This is a genomic window from Leptolyngbya sp. CALU 1928, from assembly GCF_056784215.1.
In genome coordinates this window covers 2,673,931-2,692,853 of the sequence record NZ_JBXBCE010000001.1, presented here as the reverse complement: position 1 = coordinate 2,692,853, position 18,923 = coordinate 2,673,931, and the positions used below count along the sequence as shown (strand labels likewise).

At 47.2% G+C, this 18,923-nt stretch carries 22 protein-coding genes and 1 pseudogene; 12 read left to right on the top strand and 11 right to left on the bottom strand.

Translation table 11 applies throughout. The features are described from left to right. Positions 1 to 27: 27 nt before the first annotated feature. The gene (locus AC1S5B_RS12515) at positions 28 to 1,146 is read left to right on the top strand and encodes an aspartate carbamoyltransferase catalytic subunit (protein ID WP_482036000.1); all 1,119 of its coding nucleotides are present in this window, start codon (positions 28 to 30) and stop codon (positions 1,144 to 1,146) included. Between the two features lie 58 nt (positions 1,147 to 1,204). Here AC1S5B_RS12515 and AC1S5B_RS12510 read toward each other — a convergent pair whose 3' ends face one another. Then, positions 1,205 to 2,044 carry a M23 family metallopeptidase gene (locus tag AC1S5B_RS12510; protein ID WP_482035999.1) on the bottom strand — a complete coding sequence of 280 codons (840 nt, stop codon included), beginning with the start codon at positions 2,042 to 2,044 and terminating at the stop codon, positions 1,205 to 1,207. 107 nt (positions 2,045 to 2,151) lie between these two features. Continuing rightward, the gene (locus tag AC1S5B_RS12505; RefSeq protein ID WP_482035998.1) at positions 2,152 to 3,513 is read right to left on the bottom strand and encodes a polysaccharide deacetylase family protein; all 1,362 of its coding nucleotides are present in this window, start codon (positions 3,511 to 3,513) and stop codon (positions 2,152 to 2,154) included. Between the two features lie 612 nt (positions 3,514 to 4,125). Between AC1S5B_RS12505 and AC1S5B_RS12500 the strand changes: the two genes are divergently transcribed. Then, complete coding sequence (locus AC1S5B_RS12500) at positions 4,126 to 4,761, top strand: PEP-CTERM sorting domain-containing protein (RefSeq protein WP_482035997.1); 636 nt, start codon at positions 4,126 to 4,128, stop codon at positions 4,759 to 4,761. Between the two features lie 77 nt (positions 4,762 to 4,838). On the opposite strand, the gene AC1S5B_RS12495 is transcribed toward AC1S5B_RS12500, so the two are convergent. Then, entirely contained in the window at positions 4,839 to 5,063 is a 225-nt protein-coding gene (locus AC1S5B_RS12495) for a hypothetical protein (protein ID WP_482035996.1), read from the bottom strand. Here AC1S5B_RS12495 and AC1S5B_RS12490 point away from each other — a divergent pair. Continuing rightward, positions 5,033 to 5,203, top strand: coding sequence for a hypothetical protein (locus AC1S5B_RS12490; protein ID WP_482036626.1), 171 nt, complete (start codon positions 5,033 to 5,035; stop codon positions 5,201 to 5,203). The two genes, AC1S5B_RS12495 and AC1S5B_RS12490, sit on opposite strands and share 31 nt — an antisense overlap. Positions 5,204 to 5,231: 28 nt before the next feature. On the opposite strand, the pseudogene AC1S5B_RS12485 reads toward AC1S5B_RS12490, so the two are convergent. The 3 genes and pseudogenes from AC1S5B_RS12485 to AC1S5B_RS12475 all read right to left on the bottom strand — a co-directional run. Next, a pseudogene (locus AC1S5B_RS12485) lies at positions 5,232 to 5,418 on the bottom strand (IS1 family transposase); the annotation flags it as partial. A gap of 50 nt (positions 5,419 to 5,468) precedes the next feature. Continuing rightward, positions 5,469 to 6,881 (bottom strand): pentapeptide repeat-containing protein, encoded by a 1,413-nt coding sequence (locus tag AC1S5B_RS12480; protein WP_482035995.1) that lies wholly within the window; start codon positions 6,879 to 6,881, stop codon positions 5,469 to 5,471. 97 nt (positions 6,882 to 6,978) lie between these two features. After that, the gene (locus AC1S5B_RS12475; protein WP_482035994.1) at positions 6,979 to 7,227 is read right to left on the bottom strand and encodes a hypothetical protein; all 249 of its coding nucleotides are present in this window, start codon (positions 7,225 to 7,227) and stop codon (positions 6,979 to 6,981) included. A gap of 14 nt (positions 7,228 to 7,241) precedes the next feature. On the opposite strand from AC1S5B_RS12475, the gene AC1S5B_RS12470 reads away from it, so the two are divergent. The 3 genes from AC1S5B_RS12470 to AC1S5B_RS12460 all read left to right on the top strand — a co-directional run bounded on the left by AC1S5B_RS12470 (position 7,242) and on the right by AC1S5B_RS12460 (position 8,405). After that, positions 7,242 to 7,457, top strand: a complete 216-nt coding sequence (locus AC1S5B_RS12470; RefSeq protein ID WP_482035993.1) for a hypothetical protein — start codon at positions 7,242 to 7,244, stop codon at positions 7,455 to 7,457. Then, positions 7,450 to 7,866, top strand: a complete 417-nt coding sequence (locus tag AC1S5B_RS12465) for a retropepsin-like aspartic protease (RefSeq protein WP_482035992.1) — start codon at positions 7,450 to 7,452, stop codon at positions 7,864 to 7,866. Before AC1S5B_RS12470 ends, AC1S5B_RS12465 begins: the two co-directional genes overlap by 8 nt. Positions 7,867 to 8,201: 335 nt before the next feature. After that, positions 8,202 to 8,405: a hypothetical protein gene (locus AC1S5B_RS12460; protein ID WP_482035991.1), complete on the top strand. Its 204-nt coding sequence runs from the start codon at positions 8,202 to 8,204 to the stop codon at positions 8,403 to 8,405. Positions 8,406 to 8,745: 340 nt separating this feature from the next. On the opposite strand, the gene AC1S5B_RS12455 is transcribed toward AC1S5B_RS12460, so the two are convergent. From AC1S5B_RS12455 to AC1S5B_RS12445, 3 genes are all read right to left on the bottom strand, one after another. Then, complete coding sequence (locus tag AC1S5B_RS12455) at positions 8,746 to 9,384, bottom strand: hypothetical protein (RefSeq protein WP_482035990.1); 639 nt, start codon at positions 9,382 to 9,384, stop codon at positions 8,746 to 8,748. Positions 9,385 to 9,596: 212 nt separating this feature from the next. Continuing rightward, entirely contained in the window at positions 9,597 to 11,816 is a 2,220-nt protein-coding gene (locus AC1S5B_RS12450; protein ID WP_482035989.1) for a CHASE2 domain-containing protein, read from the bottom strand. Positions 11,817 to 11,851: 35 nt separating this feature from the next. Beyond that, positions 11,852 to 12,637, bottom strand: a complete 786-nt coding sequence (locus AC1S5B_RS12445) for a DUF928 domain-containing protein (RefSeq protein WP_482035988.1) — start codon at positions 12,635 to 12,637, stop codon at positions 11,852 to 11,854. 364 nt (positions 12,638 to 13,001) lie between these two features. On the opposite strand from AC1S5B_RS12445, the gene rsmH reads away from it, so the two are divergent. From rsmH to AC1S5B_RS12430, 3 genes are read left to right on the top strand one after another with little or no spacing between them, the layout of a single operon-like run. Further along, positions 13,002 to 13,892, top strand: coding sequence for a 16S rRNA (cytosine(1402)-N(4))-methyltransferase RsmH (gene rsmH / locus AC1S5B_RS12440; RefSeq protein ID WP_482035987.1), 891 nt, complete (start codon positions 13,002 to 13,004; stop codon positions 13,890 to 13,892). A gap of 13 nt (positions 13,893 to 13,905) precedes the next feature. Next, on the top strand, positions 13,906 to 14,193 hold the full coding sequence (locus AC1S5B_RS12435; protein ID WP_482035986.1) for a transposase: 288 nt from the start codon (positions 13,906 to 13,908) through the stop codon (positions 14,191 to 14,193). A gap of 24 nt (positions 14,194 to 14,217) precedes the next feature. Next, positions 14,218 to 14,451 carry a photosystem II protein, Psb35-related gene (locus AC1S5B_RS12430; protein WP_482035985.1) on the top strand — a complete coding sequence of 78 codons (234 nt, stop codon included), beginning with the start codon at positions 14,218 to 14,220 and terminating at the stop codon, positions 14,449 to 14,451. Between the two features lie 175 nt (positions 14,452 to 14,626). Here the strand turns inward: AC1S5B_RS12430 and AC1S5B_RS12425 are convergent, their stop codons facing one another. Then, on the bottom strand, positions 14,627 to 16,432 hold the full coding sequence (locus tag AC1S5B_RS12425) for an alpha/beta hydrolase (protein WP_482035984.1): 1,806 nt from the start codon (positions 16,430 to 16,432) through the stop codon (positions 14,627 to 14,629). Between the two features lie 95 nt (positions 16,433 to 16,527). Further along, complete coding sequence (locus tag AC1S5B_RS12420; protein ID WP_482035983.1) at positions 16,528 to 17,019, bottom strand: DUF4168 domain-containing protein; 492 nt, start codon at positions 17,017 to 17,019, stop codon at positions 16,528 to 16,530. 318 nt (positions 17,020 to 17,337) lie between these two features. Here AC1S5B_RS12420 and AC1S5B_RS12415 point away from each other — a divergent pair, with 318 nt between their 5' ends. From AC1S5B_RS12415 to AC1S5B_RS12405, 3 genes are all read left to right on the top strand, one after another. Continuing rightward, entirely contained in the window at positions 17,338 to 17,607 is a 270-nt protein-coding gene (locus tag AC1S5B_RS12415) for a hypothetical protein (RefSeq protein ID WP_482035982.1), read from the top strand. Positions 17,608 to 17,666: 59 nt separating this feature from the next. Then, positions 17,667 to 18,041 carry a hypothetical protein gene (locus AC1S5B_RS12410; RefSeq protein WP_482035981.1) on the top strand — a complete coding sequence of 125 codons (375 nt, stop codon included), beginning with the start codon at positions 17,667 to 17,669 and terminating at the stop codon, positions 18,039 to 18,041. 176 nt (positions 18,042 to 18,217) lie between these two features. Beyond that, entirely contained in the window at positions 18,218 to 18,826 is a 609-nt protein-coding gene (locus tag AC1S5B_RS12405) for a hypothetical protein (RefSeq protein ID WP_482035980.1), read from the top strand. Positions 18,827 to 18,923: the final 97 nt, after the last annotated feature.

Here is an 18,923-nt window from a genome sequence, read left to right as displayed (position 1 = left end):
TCTTCCTATTTCCGTGAACAGGTGTGTATGCTGCTCGATGAAAATCCGTCTGCGACGAACCAATTCATGTACGCTGAAGGCGTTCCCTTTTCATCCTTTGGCATGGTTAGTAGTACCTGGGATCGTCGTCATATCCTTTCCCTGGCTGATTTCACACCGTTAGAATACGATACGGTGCTGCAAACGGCGGTCAGTTTTCAGGAAGTATTATCGCGGCGCACCAAAAAAGTGCCGACTCTGCAAGGGCAGGTTGTCACAAATCTTTTTTTTGAACCGTCTACCCGCACCCGCAGCAGTTTTGAACTGGCAGCAAAGCGCCTGTCGGCGGATATTTTGAACTTTGCGTCGGGTAGTTCTTCTCTGACGAAGGGCGAAACCATTTTGGATACGGCAAAGACCTATCTGGCAATGGGCACCGATATGATGGTGATTCGCCATAAAGAGGCAGGAGTGCCCCAAGCGATCGCGGCTGAAATGGATCGATTGGATGTGAAAGTCAGCGTTCTGAATGCGGGTGATGGGCTACATGAACATCCATCTCAAGGGCTGCTGGATCTGTTTACGATCTGCACGCTGCTCGACCCTGAAAAACCGCGCTTATCGTTGCTTGAAGGTAAGAAGATCGCGATCGTGGGGGATATTCTACATTCTCGCGTTGCCCGGTCTAACATTTGGAGCCTCACCGCTAGTGGAGCCGAAGTCCACTTGGCAGGACCGCCAACCCTGCTACCCAAGATATTTGCCGACTTTGTGACAACCGATGGAAGCGATCGCTCCTTGCCCCTCGATCCTCACTGCTCATCAGCCATCCCTTTGTCTCGCAAACTGTTTTTGCACTGGTCGTTAGAGCCTGCCCTACAAGATGCCGATTTTGTGATGACGCTACGACTACAAAAAGAACGAATGACGAATCATCTTTTGCCAAGCCTGCGAGAATATCATCATCAATTTGGCATCACGCGCGAGCGCCTGAAGCTCTGCCATCCTGATGTAAAAGTACTGCATCCTGGTCCTGTGAATCGCGGCGTAGAAATTAGCTCTGACCTGATGGATGATCCTCAATTCAGCCTGATTTCTCAACAGGTCACCAGTGGGGTTTCTGTAAGAATGGCGCTACTGTATCTCATGGGCATGAGCCGAACCTAATTAGGTTTCAGGTTTCAGAGTTTTGAGTTGGGATTCCTTGAATTCCCTGACTGCCTTTTTACTGCTTAAACACAGGGGGATCAAAGCTGATGACATCAGTAGTATTCGCAACGGGGTTGCTGTCTTCAGGCAGGCTAGATGCAGTGGTGTTTGCTTGCAGACCGGGTGCTTCATAGACAGGTGGGTTGGATGGAGTGGTTGTTTGAGTGGGATCTATAGTGTCGTTAGAAGGGGCGATCGGGGGTTCAGCATTTTCTGATGGAGGCGATGGCAGGGCTGCTTGAGTTTGAGCCGCATCATTAGGATTTTGCCCAAGCTCGTTAGGTTTAACGGCAACGTAGGCTTCTACTGCTTTAATTTGTGCGCCTGGATCGATCGCTTCAAAGTCACCACTGGCTTTCTTGAGTAGCTCAAAATGGAGATGGGCACCGGTGACCCCGCCCGTTGCGCCTACTTTGCCGATCACTTGGCGCGCCCGAACTGCTTCACCATCTTGAACCAAAATTTCGGATAGGTGGGCATACAGGGTTTGGTATTTGCCGTCTGCATATTCAACAATGACCATGTTGCCGTAGCCGTAGCCCCAATCGGCATAGCGGACATAGCCAGAGTGGGCGGACAAAACGGGCATTCCTTCGGGTGCGCCCAAGTCTTCGCCAGCATGAAGGCGGCGATCTCCGTAGATAGGATGGGTGCGCCAACCAAATGGACTGGTCACTTCCACCACTTCTGGCAAGGGATAGTAAAAGTGGGTGTCGTTGGGATCTGGCTTGTAATTGGCAATTTTGGGCGCTAGTTGCCACATCCAATTTTGAGGTTGGCTGCTGACGCTCCAGTGTGAGCCGATCAGGATCATCAACAGGGCACCGATCCCCAACAGTAGATACTTGAACTTCATAGGTTCAGCTTGGTAAGCATGACATCACGCCGATCTCGCCCTTAAAAAGCAGCGACTAGACGCTCTGCAAGTATAGTACAAACGAACCAAAAAGCGAAGCGAATGGCTTAAGGCGAGGGAGTTGAGATCGGCACAGGTGTTACAGGCACTTCTTTGATCGGCGTTGGGGTTGGCATTGCCTGCCATTTTGCCTGAAGCTGCATCAGTTCTGGTACAGTGACAAATTTATAGCCCTGTTTTTGCAGACTAGAAATAATTTGGGGTAGCGCAGCGACGGTTTGGCTGCGATCGCCGCCGCCATCATGCATCAGCACAATCCCGCCCGGTTTCGCGTTCGACAGCACATTATCAATAATCAGCGGGGTGGAGACGTAATAGTCGCTAGAATCCGCAGACCACAAATTAATCGAGTAGCCTTTTTTCTGAGAATAGGGCACGAGCGATCCGGTGAGGTTGCCGCCCGGTGGACGCATCAGCGCTGTTCGCACTCCAGTTGTTTGGTAAATTAAGCGGGCTGCATTGCCCATTTCCTCCGCAGCGGTCAACTCATCCATGTCGTCCATCGGGTGTCGCCAAGTGTGGTTGCCGATCGCGTGTCCAGCTTCGACAACTTTTTTGGCAATCTCTGGATGAGCTTGCACTGCTTGACCGACCATATAAAAGGTGGCTTTGATATCGTTCTGCTTGAGGATACTCAAAACTTGTTCGGTGGTATTTTCCCAGGGACCATCATCAAAGGTCAACGCAATCACTTTTTCTGCGCCTGCGGGTGGAGTGGCTTCGTGAATAATTTGTCCACTAAATTGGCGCGGCACTGCAAAATCGAGAGTTTGGGGCTTTGCAGGTGCCACCGCGATCGCGGGTTGAGCCGATGGCATATCTGTTGTGGTTGGGGTGGCGGCGATCGTCGGTTGCTCCGTCTGATGCCCAGTCGCATCCAAATACATCAGCCAGTAGCAAAAGATGAATCCTGCTAGCGCAAAGCGATTCACAAAAAACGATCGCAAAAGCTGAAATCGTTTCTGGGCAGCAGTTTTTGCTTGCCTAGGTTTTCGTAGCCGATTGATTCCGGGAGTTGTAATTGCGCTCAGTCGCACGGATTGCCGCCACAAAATATCTCGCTGTCCCGCCATGCGTCCCAGAATGCGAACTTCTCGGATTTCAGGGGAGTTCAACGTCCACAATCGATAGCAAATATGTCGGACTAACCGCTTGCGGGCTTTGGGCGATCGCGCCGAGCGGCTGCTTTGCTGAAGATTGACCATGATTTTGAGGTGTCCGGCACGGGGCGCTTCTGCCTGAATATGAATGCCTTGGGATACGAGAATGCTGTTGAGCCAGTGGGCGATCGCCCGAACGTTTCCCCCCTGAGCCAACTCCAAAACCGAAGGCTGATACTGACTCGGCTGATAGGTATCTGGTAAAGACTTGCCTGGTGAATCCGCAGATGAATACGTTGAATATGCCATTTCGCCTCAACAACCCGATGTGCAACCGCAAACTAATGAAAAAATTGAAACCAGCCTTAACTTAGGCAGAACTGAGCTTTGAGCGGCGATCGCCCAGTACATCGAAGAGATTATTTACAGAATACTGCATTGCTTTCGCGACTCAAATGTTGCATGGATTCACGCAGACTAGCGTAGCCGATGCTTTCTAAAACGGCGCATTTTTCTAGGAACGCCCATTAAATTCGCAACGAATCTTAAGAGCGCATTTCTTTCTCATCTTCAATCAACCAAGGTCAAACCTTTAAGTAAATTCTTTAGGCAGGCAAATTCTTTAGGCTTTTAGATATTTGTGACCTCATAGAGTCCTCATCATGCAGAGGTATTCAGTAATTACATTGAGCCTTCTACGTAGGAATATCTCTAGAAGTAATGAAACTCTCTTTGCAGGCAGTAGTTTTCCATCCCTTCAAAAACAAGCAGAATTGATAAAGAGTCCTCGAATCCGTGAAGTTTCTATAGGCATCTTAAAAAGGGATTTGGTAGTGTAGGTCACAAGAAAGGTTAGATCTACCCATAAGCAAGATTATATCTACTAAAGTTTTTACCCTCATCACATCCTCAAGGCTAACTATGAAACGCACTTTGTCTACTTCCTCTGCAACTGCTTTCGCTGCTGTTGGCTCTGCGATCGCTGCTAGCATGGTTGCCACCGCTCCCGTTCACGCGGCAACCTTTAGTTGTCCCGCTGGCACTGCTGATAATGTATCTGGATCGTCTGGTTGCCAATATAGCAACACGGCAAATCAGGACTCTGTTTCCCCAAACAAGCCGCTTACCGTCAACGAAGAAGGATTTTTCGGACTCACCAATTGGAATTTTGGCGGCAAGATTGGTGAAACTGCTGGTTATGGTGGTGGAGGTTCCGGGCAACAGGGCATCTGGAATATCGCTCAAGTTTTTCAGCCAACTTGGCAAAACGCGATGCTAGTCTTCAAGAGTGGAGCAGGCACTTCGTTAGTTGGCTATCAACTAGATAAAGGAGTAACCTCTGGCACTTGGACTTCACCGTTTGAAAAGCTCCTCTTTGATGTCCGCAATACCAAAGATGTCTCTCACATCAGTGTTTACTTCACAGAAGGCGGTTCTACGGGTTCCACGGGCGGAAGTTCTGAGGCGGCTCCTGAACCTAGCACAATGGCAGGCTTGGCGCTAGCTGGCGCAGGCTTAGCAGCTTATCGCCGTCGTCGTGCTGCGGTCAAAGTTTAGACTGAAGTACGCTACTGTCTCCGGCTCCATAATTCATCAGATTCAAAATAGTGAAAGCGATCGCTGCAAGAGGAAACTCAAACAGCGATCGCTTCTAGTTTTGCCTGTTCTTTTTCCGCTGCCACTTTATCCAGGTAGTAATGATAATCGCCACGAAATAGGCGTAGTTGTCCTTTGTGAATGTCCACGATTTTGTTGGCGACTTGAGAAATGAAATAGCGATCGCTCCACCAAGCTAAAATGCGGAGTGGAGGCGCAATGAGGTCAAACCATGTCAACCCTTGAGCAAATTGAAGCAGCAATTCTTACACTGCCATCAGATGAATTTCAGCGACTCAGGCAGTGGTTTTTTGATTTGGATTATCAACAGTGGGATGAGCAGCTAGAGCAAGATGTAGCGAACGGCAAGTTAGAAGCTTTGGCAGAAGAAGCGATCGCTTGAGTCGGTTTAAGCTCTGCCAAACGTGCTTCGCCATATCTGCAATTTGTTGCTTCACTTCGGGCTGATACCCTCGGTATGCATATTCCCCAAATGAAGGTGCAGCGGGAACACCCATCAGTGCGACATTTGTAGCGTTGTTTGCCTTCCCTTAATTGACCATGCTTAACGACATCATTATTACTAAAGGTTGGGCGAAGAACAGGTTCAAGCACCATCTCAAAATGCCATGTCAACAAATCTTTGAGTTTCTCTCATTTCCAAACGTCTAATTCACTACCAGCCTTATAGTAAAGAAATTTAAATTTGGATTAATCGAGGTGCTCAAAGCTTCACAGTCTCGATCTGGATTCAAGTTGCACCCTTCTGGTAATGTAGTCCTACAAAGTTTGGCTGCGGCAAGTTGTTTTTCAGTCCAGTTCTTAGCTTCTGTGAGATTAGCTTCTGTGAGATTAGCCTCTGTGAGGTTAGCATCACTAAAATTGGCATCGCTAAAATAGGCATTGCTAAGATCAGCATTGTTAAAGTCAGCACTGGTGAGGTTGGTTCTGCTGAAATAGGCACCACTGATATGGGCAAAGATGAGTTTCGCATCGGTGAGGTTGGCACCGCTAAACTTGGCGTTACTGAGGTTGGCAATGGCAAGAACAGCACTACTAAGATTGGCACCACTGAAATCAGCGCTGGTGAGAATAGCACCGCTGAGGTCGGCACTGCTGAGATTGGCACGGTGAAGGGAGGCATTGCTGAGGTTGGCATCGCCGAGGTGAGCACCGCTGAGATCCGCACCTCTGAAGTTGGCACTCCTAATATCAGCATCGTTAAGATAGGCACTGCTGAGGTTGGCACCGATAAGTTTAGCACCATTGAGATTAGTATTCTCAAGGAAGGCACTGCTGAGGTCGACAAGTTTGAGTTTGGCACCGCTAAGGTTGGTACCTGTGAAGTTGGCATAGCTGAGATAAGTAACGCTGAGGTCAATACCGCTAAGGTATGTCTGACTTAAATTAATACGCTGATAAAGTTCTTCCTTTTTCCGATCGCGCCGTTTAATCACAGTTAACGCCGCTTGAACATCAGTAGCGATTTGAGGGTGTGTGCTGTCTTCACTGGGCTGAGACTGAGGCAGAAAATCAGTCAGAAGAGTTTGTTTTGGATTGCTATTTTGCAGGATTGAAACAGGCGATCGCTCTCGCACAAACGCGGTTAAAACTTCCATGATCGTCCAGTGGTCTTTAGAGGAATCTTTAGCGATTCGCTCCAGTGCATAGATTCCGCCCAATCGAACTTCGATTTTCTCACTTCCGAGTTGGTTAATTGCTTGGGTGAATCGCTCAGTGACCTGCTTTTCTTCCGCAACAACAACATTTTTCTGAGTTGCTTTTAAGTTTTGGTATGACACATAGGCGGTAATGAATAAGAGCAGACCTCCCACCGTTTGAACCAAGGTGCCAAAAAGCGTATTTTCTAGAGTGATTCGGTCTTTTTCTAGTTCAACCCTTTTTTCTGGCGGAACGGTGGATGGTAGCGATTGAATTTGTTGCTGAAGGTTTCCAAGGGTTTGCTGCTGCCCATATAAACGGTAGCCCAAGCCACCTAAAATTAGAACTCCTACTGCTGCGATCGCGATTGGTGTAAATACCTTCTGTGAAACTTTTACTTTGCTTGCAAGCTGGTGCATAGTCCCTAGAGTTATTTACCACCACCAATTACAGCATCCCAAGACAGCATTTCTGAAAACCATCAGGACTAAGCAGAATGCGGGTTGTTTGAACGGGTTAGGTTTTCGCCGCTTTTTTAGATTTTTCCTTTTGCTTATTGCGTTTCGCTTCAGCCTTTGCAACTTTTTCAGCTTCGATCGCTTCTAATTTTGCCTGCTCTTTTTCCGCTGCCACTTTATCCAGGTAGTAATGATAATCGCCACGGAATAGGCGTAGTTGTCCTTCGTGAATGTCCACGATTTTGTTGGCGACTTGAGAGATGAAATAGCGATTATGGTTGGCTATGAGAGAATAGAGAAGCCGCATATTTTCTTAGTCTTATGCCAACCGTAGAGCTATTTCCAATTTTAAAGAGCTTGCCTCGCGCAGATAAGTTGAGAGTCATGCAATTTCTGATTGCCGAATTAGCGAAAGAAGAAGAGCTAACCTTACAAGCTGGAGCAACTTACTCACTCTGGTCACCTCTCAATTCACACGAAGCGGCTCACAAGCTCAGCCAACTCTTGGAATCGGATCAGACAGCGCAAAATGCGTAACGCCCAGCGATTTAACTTTACAGAGGGTCTTGATACCTTCGGTGTTCCTGATGCATTGCCTCAATTGCCGTTATCCCTGACCTATCGAGGTTCATCGGTAGAAGTTTTAGCGTTGCTGGATACAGGCGCAAGTGTCAATGTCCTCCCCTATCGTGTTGGAATTCAGCTTGGTGCGACTTGGGAGGAGCAGACAACCTCTGTGATTCTGGCTGGAAATTTGGCTTCGGTCGAGGCACGGGGCTTACTGGTTTCTGCCCAGATTGGTGATTTTGACCCAGTGCGGTTAGTTTTTGCGTGGAGCTTGTCTAATGATGTGCCTTTGCTATTGGGTCGGATGAACTTTTTCTTGGAATTTGATGTCTGTCTCTATCGTTCACAACTTGTGTTTGAAGTTCGTCCTAACTCATAACAATTCACTTGCACACCGTACGATCGCACCCTGCATCCGATGAGGCGATCTCCATACCTTGCACTCTACCATCAGGTTTTCGCGGTTTGTTTAGCTTTTTGCGTTTCGCTTTGGCTTTAGCCGCTGTTTCGGCTGCGATCGCGTTTAGTTTTGCCTGTTCTTTTCCGCTAAAAAGCGTTCTATTCCGGCATACTTAGACAATCATGAAGAGGGCTAGAGTGTAGCTTACTTCTCGGAGAGTGGGCAGATTTTGCAATTCATCGCGCTATTCAGCAACACCCGGTTTGCCTCTCAGCGCTGAAGTGAGGAGCTTCCAAACATATCAGGAGTTTTTTGTGAGTCAGCCTGTTGATATTTTGATTTTGTCGAATGGTCCTGGAGAATTGGCAACGTGGGTACATCCCGTAGTTAAGGAACTACGCCGACAACTGGGGGACGATCGCACCCAAGTAAGAATCTCAGTGGTGCTGTCGCCCTGCGCGAATGCTAGCGGTCAGGAAGGAGCGATCGCCTTAAGCAGGTCATCGGTGATGGCGTAAATCGCTATAATTTCGGTAATCATTTTTATTCTCTCTAAGTGTTACAAGATCTTGGAGAGATTTTATTTGTTTTCTGCCTGCTGCCGCTTCTAACTAGCAACTTGAATTATCTATAGGTTTAGTCCTCACATCGACTATTACCCAGGTACAAAGCGCCGCCCTCAACCATACATTTTGAGTAATGTCTACGCTCTCAAAATACTGATTACAAAGGAAGTTAAAAACCTATCATCGGGATGATTCTTATGGATTAGACATAAACATCAAAAGGGGAAAGACAAAAGTATAGCGGTCTTCCCCTTTTGATCAACTTTTGATCAACTACGATAAGATGCTGAACTTAATCAGTGCGATCGCGTTGCATTCTTTGAGTTTGGGTATCGGTTACAGGACTCGATGGATCGATGACTATATTGTCGAGGCGATCGCCTTGCATTCTCTGAGTTTGAGTATCGGCTGTGGCATTATTGCGATCGCCATCGGGAATCGCATTCTCAACTCGATGCCAAGCATCCTTCGCTGCAAGTTTAGCTTTATCCCAAGGTAAGCCTGCGCCACCTCTATCCTTTTCATAGTCGCTTCTCAGATCTGGCTCTGCATCATCGTAGGTTCTACCAGTACTTCCATAGCGATTGTATCCTTCATATCCAGTCCGATAGGCAGGCTGATAGTCGTTGTAGTCGTGGGCTTCATCAAAGTAGGGCTGAGATGTATGATTGTTGCGCCAATATTCATCTTCAACCGTTGGATTGATGTGTTCAGCCGCATTTTTGCCAGCCAATCCACCTACAACAGAACCGACCACAGCACCGACCGCTGCGCCAATAGGTCCACCTACCGCCGCGCCAACTGCCGTACCAATGGCACCCGCACCCGCCGCACCTACACCAGTCCCTACAGGATGGGCACCCGGTTCGCCTGTAATTGGGTCGAGATTTGCATCACGATTATCATCAAAATTCTTTTTATCACTACTCATGGAGGTATCCCCTTTGCAATTAATTCAACATCAATATTCCTCCACTCTAGGTTGAGTTCGTTCTTAAACGCCTCTTCTAAAAGAGTGAAGATTTAAGTTTCAGATCTCTCTATATCTATGTTTTCTAGACCACACTATCTATGTCTTTTGATAGGTCTAGAGCGTAGAGTTCAAATCAATATATAGCCTTGAGATTCAGCATCGGGTGCTTGCTATCTGGCAAGAAGCGATGCTAAAACGATGGCGATTTCTGGAGGGACAGACGTAAAGCGAATTAGAAAATGATCCTCTTTATTCGTCACTTTTTTCAGAACTTTGGCATATAAATCTCCCGCAACAGGGACGCGATCGCCTCCAACGGGTAAATGTAGTTTTAGATTACTCAGTAAATCTAGCGCATGGTCTGTTTGCAACTCAGCACTAGAAATAGACAGGTGCGTCAGAACGCCTTGAAATAGATTGCCGACGGCGTGCTTTCCTTCTAGGATCGTATAGTCTAGAAAGACTTTTGGCTCAAGCGGCAACAGAATACCTGCTTCTACAGGAAGCTCAAGATTATAGGGCTCGCCAATGCCGCCCACTTCATACAACGTGATTGGAGCGCGAATCCCTTTAGGTTCTACTTGAAGTTGTCCGTTGATCAATACATCGCAGTTGGCATCGTTGAGCGTGTCCTCAGAAATCAAAACTTGTCCACCTACTGTATAAGACTCAATCCGAGCAGCTAGATTGACATGGCTGCCAATGACGGTATACTTAGCACGTTTTTGAGAGCCAACATTGCCGACAACCATTTCTCCGGTGTTAATGCCAATTCCCATTTCGATCGCGGGTAGCCCAATCTGCTGATTTTGCTCATTCACCATATTCATTGCACACTGCATTGCCACGGCACAGGCGATCGCCCGTTGAGCATCATCCACACGACTTATCGGCGCACCAAACATAATAAAAATGCCATCCCCAATAAACTCATTGATTGTGCCCTTGTATCCGTCTACGACTTCTGCCATCGCTCCCAAATAAAGGTTTAGCAGGGTCACGACCTTTTCAGGCGGCAGCCATTCCGAGACGGCAGAAAATCCTCGCAGGTCAGACATCAATATCGTGACCTTGCGCCGCTCACCGCCCAACTGTAAGCCAGATGGGGTTTCAAGCAGGTTAGATACGACTTCATCAGTGAGATAGCGCCCAAAGGTTTTTCGCATTTCTCCAGCACTATGAGCAAGGTAGCCGATCACAGAAACCGCTGCCCCGGCAAACCCCATCAAAGCCGGCACCAGTGGAATCCACCAGCCCAGCAGAAACGCACCATACCCACTGAGCAGCAGCACTCCCCCAGCTACCAATAGCCGAAATCGTTTCAAAAGCAAGAAGTGGGTGCTGCTACTCGTTAGGCGTTGCTGCCAACAAAGCACGCCCCCGATCGCCGTCCAGCCAAAAATCCACAAGTATTCTGCTTCATCTGGCAACGGTTGAATCAAACGCCGCTGATCCAACGCTGCACCTAAAATATGGCTAATCAAATTGGCATGAATTGCGACTCCGGGGGTGCGTTCAGGAGTGCCCAGCCGCCCGCTAAAAGGGGTATAAAACAAGTCTTTATAGCTTTCAGCTATATTGCCAATTAGCACAACGCGATCGCGCACTAACTCTGGTGCAACCCGGTTTTCCAGCACATCCATAACGCCAACTCGTTGAAAGCGATTAATGCCACCCCGATAGTTAATCAAAACTTGATACCCCCCCGCTCCTGCCCGCACATAGCCTCCGTCATTTTCTTCAAACGGTTGGAATATGACCGATCCGGCATAGATATGACCGTCGGCAGTCAAGTTACTATCCACACCTTGGCGCTGCAAGTACAGATAGGCTAGTTTGAAGCCAAAGCTGAAGACAGAATCGCCTGTCTGAGTATTAGCAGATAAAAGTCCCCGTCTCACCTTGCCATCAATATCCAACGGCAGATCGTTTGCTCCTGCTTGATCGCGTTTCTGTAATGCGAGTGGCGGTGCAACAGGTGAACTATCCGCAGTGGAGCCAATTTTTTGCACCCCAATCAGGTTAGGCGTAGTGTTAAAAATTTTGAGCAGCCCTTCATGCCCCGGTGGCTGAGGCAGATCGCGGTAAATATCTAGACCGATCGCCGTGGGATTATGCCGCTTCAAATTGTTGAGTAGCCGCGCCAGCACTGCATCCGTTATCGGATACTGCTTCAATTTTTGGATGTCGGCTTCATCAATGGTGACAATCAGAATCCGAGAGTCTACTGCTTCTTGGGGGCGCAAAAGAAACAACTGATCCAACGATGCTAACTCTAGCATCTGCAATAATCCAGCAAGACGCAGCAGCACTACTGCACCTGCAACAGTGGGTACTGCAATCAAGACTCCTCGCCATCGCCAGAGATGTTGTTTGAGTGCGGCTAACATGGGTGGGATCAATTTTTGGCTATCGTGCGCTGATCCTAATTATTTTTCACTGGATTTTGACTTACGGTTACATCCAACAGAGGTTCTGTAGCGATCGCGCTTAAACCCACTGATTTCAGCAATTCGTTCCAACCCTCGACCGCGCCGGCATCGTTGGGATTAGTACGCCGCAGGGCAGCAATCGTGGTTACGGCTTCATGCCAAATTCCACTGCCAGCATAAAGAGACGCGCGAGTTTTCAAGTCTGCTTTTTCTACCTGCTTCAGCAGCGCAGCATCCGGAGAAATGCGTTCTGTCCAGCCTTCGGTGATCGGGTTAGTGCCTGGATCGTTAGGGTTGCAGTCCAAGGTCAAAAACCAGTGATAGCGTTTGCCAATTTCTAGCGGTGGCGCATTTTTAGGCAAAGCATAGCTAATGATTCCCGATTTCCCAGGCAGTGGAATAGTGGCTTCATACAAAACATCTACATCATCGCCAGTTAGGATCAAGAACCTAGCGGATTTTGCAGGAGAGGTAGGGACATGCCAATAGAAAGTAGGATTGGCGCTGAAGGTCAGCCCTAATCGATCTTTGGGAATCAGGGAAATTGGTTTCTTCTTGTTGGGAACACAAGAATTGCCACGAGTTGCGCCGCCAGCCGTTGGGGGTGGAGTGCCTCGATTGGGTGGCTTAAAGCTTTGACCAATCCGAAAGGTGCCGCGATTTTGGAATGTTGAGTTTGGCTTTGGTTGGGAGGCAGAAACAGTATCAACCGAAAGGGGGGCTAAAGCTAGCCCTAGGGCGATCGCGGTGCCAAAACGCATTACCCAGTGTTGTGTCATATTTCTAGTCATACTGCTATATCGCTCGGTGGAGTTGCATAGATAACAAAGTGGTTCGCCGTTTAGCCTGTCGATGCACCGAGGTTACTACAAGAATCAGAACAATTATTCCGGCACTAAAATTATTATTCCGGTACTGTTCTTCTGATTTTCTTATCTCCAGTATTCCCTTGAATTTGGCAAGACTGTATGATTTGACGCAAATATTTGTATGTTTGAGCGCATATCACGGGTAGCTTTATCTATGCTTTATTAACCTTGCCAAGGAATATTATTTTAGAACGAGTTGCACAAGTTCGAGATGCTTCACAGTATCCCAGATACACTAAGTAGATGGCTGTGTGGATGAACGTTGGGTGATGATGTGAGCGCTGAATTTCCAAGTACCAAACAATTCCCGGATTTTGTTCACATTCCAGTATTGCAACAGGAAGTGGTGGAAGGGTTAAATGTGCAATCGGGAGGACATTACCTCGATGCCACGGTGGGAGGGGGAGGGCACAGTCGCCTAGTTTTGAGCGCTGCCGCAGAGGTGAAAGTAACGGCATTGGATCAGGATGAACGGGCGATCGCAGCGGCAAAACTAAATCTGGCTGAGTATGGCGATCTCGTTCAGTTTCACCATATTAACTTCGCTAGTTTCACCCCTGGGGATACTAAATTTGACGGGATTTTGGCAGATTTAGGCGTAAGTTCTGCCCAGTTAGATGTGAGCGATCGCGGCTTCAGCTTTCGGCAAGAAGCACCACTCGATATGCGGATGGATCAAACCCAAGAACTCACCGCTGCTGAGATTGTCAACTATTGGACTGAAACCGACCTGGCAAATCTGATTTATACCTACGGCGAAGAACGCCTGTCGCGTAAAATTGCCCATCGGATTGTCGAAAAGCGCCCATTTACAACCACGAAAGAACTGACAGATGCGATTTTTTACTCCGTTCCCCCTTCCTATCGCCATGGACGCATTCATCCCGCCACACGCACCTTTCAAGCGCTGCGGATTGCTGTTAACCGAGAACTAGACGTGTTGGAAACATTAGTGCAAACTGCGCCTACTTGGCTAAACGAGGGTGGCAGATTAGTGGTGATCAGTTTTCACAGTTTGGAAGATCGCATTGTCAAACATCGGCTAAAAGAATCGCCTCTGCTTAAAGTGTTGACCAAAAAGCCAATGATTGCCAAGGATGAGGAAATTCAGGCAAACGTCAGGGCACGATCAGCCAAGCTAAGAATTGCAGAGCGTATTTTTTAAAACTGCGATCGCGATGAATTGCTCAGTGATTGACGATGGGGCGAAGTCGGGCGATCGTCGGCAAACAGTAGCTATGCGGGAGCTTCTCAATGGCGTTTTCTATGGTTTGCTTGAAGGCACTCACTGGCAGTCTTTATCTACCGATTTCCCAGCACGGCAAACAGTCTACACATCCTCGTCAATTATTGTCGGGTTGATTAAGTCCTGTGGCATTTCGACAAGTCCTCAATTTCCATTTCTCCAGCCAACCGGGTCAACTTGCCATTTCCGCTTCAACCTGTTACATTTATTTACAGATTGAAACATAATTTTACAAGGATTCAAAATGACTATCTTAATTGGCTTGTTTGTAGTCGGCTGGGTGGCGGTAGCAGTTTTAGGAACTATGACCTACTTTCGCGGCGAGCAGTCTAAGCCTATCCATGAGCGTAACTGGCGTTCTGAGTCTTTTGAGCAGCTATCTGAAGCGGTAACAGGCACGAAGATTGATTTCACCACTCGTGTACCGGCTTATAGCAACTTAGATGCTTATTCCAGCAGCCTTTTACCCGACGCATAATCAAATTACAGCAAAAGCTTTGATGTATCAGGTGTTAGAGGTCGGGTATCAGATTTTAGGGCTAAAAAGGTTGGGATACCTCAGATTTGCGTTGTATCTTTTATCCTGACCTGCCTGATTTAGATAGTCTTAGCCAGTTTTCGCTGTAATGATTTACTTAAGGCGATCGCGTGGTTCACTGGCTGCTCTCGGTCTGCTCTCTGAGGTTGAGACTGCTGGCTGGTAAGGAGCGGATTAAATCAATCGGAATCGGCGCTTCTGTTAGCGATCGCATATAGACATCGCTAAGATAAATGCGATAGGCAGATTGATTCGCGATATAAGTCTGAAAAAAGGCGAGGGAAACTGCTCTAGTGTATCGCTGTGCAATTTCGGGATTGGAACCAATCACTTCGGGTGGAAAAGCAACCGCATCACTGCCATTTGCTCCTTCACCAATCACAGAAAAGTGAGTGCCAGAGATTAGCTGCACTAAATATTTATCAGTTGTGGTTAACCAGGTAAAGGGTTGTATTTGCTCAAATAAAGCTGGGGCAACCGTATCTGCGCTGCCTGCAAGAATCAGGGTTGGAACCGTAATTTTGCTGATGCTATCTTGCCCCAAGACAGCGCTGGCGATTGGGTTAAGGGCGATCGCTGCGGCAATTCGAGGATCACGAAATTCGGTTTTCAAGGGTGTGCCTACTTCAAGCTGCTGCGCCCGACATTGCAACAGCAAAGAAACATTAAATGTATTTTCTAGATTACGACAGGTGCGATCGAGTTCCCTAAAATTAATCGGCGCACCCGCCAGCGCCAGGGCAGTATAGCCTCCAAAAGATTGCCCAACAATCCCAACCTGCTTAAGATTAAGGGCTTGGTAGGTCGGATTGGTGGGGGATTGCTGTTCCAAATAGTTCAGCAAATAGGTCACATCGAGCGGGCGATTAACAAACTCCGTTGGTTCGGCGATTTCACTAGCTATCCCAGCCAGTAGTGCTTCTATTTGACTACGATTGCTTCCCGGATGTTCTGGCACCAACACCGCAAACCCGTGGGAAGCCAGGTGCTGGGCAAGATAAGCAAAACTGGTGAGATCGGAACCCAATCCATGAGAAATAACAATCACAGGTACAGAATTGGGTGCTGTCGCGCGACTAGGGGCAGGCAGGTAAAGATCAACCGGATAAATTCGCCCTTTCAATAAATCGGCTCCCGATCGCGCAATTGGGGCAGTTTCTGAAGGGATAGCTTCACGAATCGCAGGTTGAATACCGGAAACCTCAGGCAACGCAAACACGGTCGTTCGACTTGGGTCATTCAGTGTGATTGTTTGTTTCTCAAACTTGTAAGTTCCGGGCTGACGCAAATCGAGCGATAACTCTGAGGCGATCGCTGAATCAGAAGCATTTTCTGCTAAAGCTTGCTGAGTCACCGCTTCAGTCGCTTTTTGAGATTGGCTAATCAATCGGTTCAGTTCACCCACTACCTGCAAACTGCGTTCTACATCAATCCGAATACCGCGAGTTGGAAATTGCCGCAGAAAATTGAGCAGGGTCAAGCCATCTGGCTCCGCTGCCGCTAGGATCAATGCTGCCCGAATTGCTTTAGATCCTGACAAACGCGACTCTGGCTGAATCACCTGTCCCAGACGCTTCACGGCAGCATCCCCTTGGGGCGAATAAAGAAATTGTGCAAGGGTTACCGAACTCAAATCGGCTTTGGCAACTAAGGCGCTGCGAAGATCTTGCAGAACTTTTGGGGCGGCATATTGAGCATAAACAGCCAAGTCCTCATCCATCACGCCCGTGTTGGCGTAATCTTCCAGGGCTTTAACAGAAATAGACCGCTCTAAAATGTTGTAGGTAACAAAAATACGCTCAGCGGTATAACCTGGACTCGCGATTCCTAGGGCGATCGCGCTGCCAATGCCTATCGCTGCAATCCTGATCCATCTAGAAAGCAAACGAGAAGTGATGACTAAATTGGTAGATAAATACATGGAGGAGAAACACCCTATGGCGGTCAGCCGTGAGCAAAAGGCTGATAGCTGACCGCTAATCAAACTGGATAGTTATCTTCTGACAAACCCTTTGCCTATGTGCCAGCGGCTTTCAGCATTTGCTCTACTTTCTTTTGCAAGTCAGGATTTTTTTGAATGGCATCTAAAATTTGCAAAAAGCGAGGAACTTCAAAGCCGTTTTCTTCCTGTACAGCGACTCCCATTTTGGTTTGGGTATCTTTCTGAATTTGGTTGAGTTTAACGATCGCGCGATCATACTTTTGTTTTTCGTCGCTGGAGATCTGATTATTGGTTTGAGATTGCGGATCTTTTTGGGCTAGAAAAATCTCTTTGAACCGCTCAACTGGTAACTTTTCTTCTGCCAAGGCTTGGGTTACTTGAGTGTTTCTATCTCTAGAAATAGTTTCTAGTTTTTTTGCCACAATCACAAATTTCTTCAGGTCTGCATCCGAGATCACAGGGTTAGAAGGCGCAGGCGCAGAGGTTGGGTTTTGGGCTAAGGCTGGCAAACTGTGACCCGTGCCTAACATTACCATCAGCGAACATGTTGCCAGTAAATACTTCATCGTTAAAATTCCTTGAATGGAAAGAGAAAACAAACAGTCGAGGTAGAAGACTCCAATTTTCAGGTGAAACTTAGTCGTTTGATACTCCAAGACGCGCTAGCAAAAACAAACATAGAGCGGTGTGCTTCTATAGTCCCAAGAGAATTATGCCTAGACTTGCTGCTTGGAATCATTAGCTACCTTAATTTTAGACTTCTGATCAATCCCTAATGTTTCAAATATTCTGATCTCTTCTCATTTGCAGTTCGTCATCAAGTTTATTGCAGGTCTCTTTTTGTTCTATTAGAATAGTACATAAGAACCAAAACAAGCTTTACTATGACTAAGCACTACATTCTTAACTTAGACCCGGCGGCAAAGTATGAGTGGGATCGATGCACCCTTCGAGATCCAATTACTGCTGAACATCCTGCTTTGGCAGACCTAGTGGCACGAGCAGTAGGCGAACGGGCTGGCTCTTATTTGGTGGCGATCAATATTGAAGTCAATGTACTAGAAGAGGCAGCGATCGCACCAAAATCGCTAGCTCCCATGGCGGAAGTTCCCAACCGGGTTCCAATGCCGCAATTAGTAGAACTGGTTGCCTAGCTTTATGGATGGCAAATGACTAGTTTTGAGTGTTGAACGGTAGTTCTATGGAGGTTGCAATGAAACTTAATTTGAGCCAATATCCTAGCGCGATCGCGCAAGCTTCCCAAACGGTGAATGAGGTTGAACATCAGCTTGCAGAAATGCGATTACATCTTGCCCGACTCGAAGGAGGCGCCGACAAAATTTCTGCATTTGAAGCTAACTTGAAAAACGATAATCAGCGCAGAGCAAGACGATTTGAAATCTTGCAGGCAAATCATGAATATCGTCATGCCTGTGATGCAATTAATCGACTTAATACGGAGAAAGCTCACGCTGTAGCCCGCTTGGAACATCTGCGAAATGAGTTTAGCGTCGCAAAGTTGGAAACTAGACTTGAGATCGCGCAAAAGTTGATTGGGTTAGAAGCAAGAGAATTAGTAGGGCTATAGCAATATGGTTGCTTAGAGAGGCAGTTAAATATGCAGACTATGGTTGACAAACGCTCCTTCTAAAGAAAGAGTCCTAACTTCTTTCTGATGGCAAGATTATCTCTTTGGTTAGATGAAAATTAATTTGGTAAGCCGCTACTATGCAGTCATACTAAACAATTTAAATGGAGAAAAGTATGAGAGGTTTAATTTCTAACCTAACAGCGAATATTGTTTCTAGCTTAAAGAAACTTCAATTAAAGCAAGCTGCGATCGTGATGCTTGCTGGCTTTTTGTTAATGTTTAATACTGCTTGTAGTTCCAACGTTGCTGATGCCACCAAAGCCGTTAGCGACCCAAATCCTTACGCTGGTCAGGGCAAAATGCAGAAGGAAATGTATGATGCGGTGCAGCGTCCTGCGGGTGGGATGAATAACTACAACGATGATGCAAAGTATGATTCTAATAAAACTCAGATGCAGACTAAAAAGTATGTTGAGCGTGCCCAAGGGAACTTAAAAAATCGGGTAGATTCTCCTCAAGAAGCTGTAGACAATCTGCGTCGGGAAAACCCTCTGGGTGACAAGCTACAAGAATCAGCTAAGAATGTCCAACAAGGTGCTGAAAAAGTACAAAAAGACTTTGCCAAAGGAACCGAGCAGGGTGTGAATAACATTAAGCAAAATCTAGAACGGGCAAGCGATGCGGCTTCTCAAGTGGTTGACCAAGCACAACAAAATGCTAAGGGCGCAGGTAAAGACTTGATTATGGGTGGTTCCAAGGATTTGCCCAACAAAAACATGTAGTCTCTTCCACTTCATATCACTCTAAATGAACAGTAGTAGGGGCAGTTTTGGAAAACTGCCCTTTTTTATTCCAGCTACTAAAAAGAGATAGGCTACA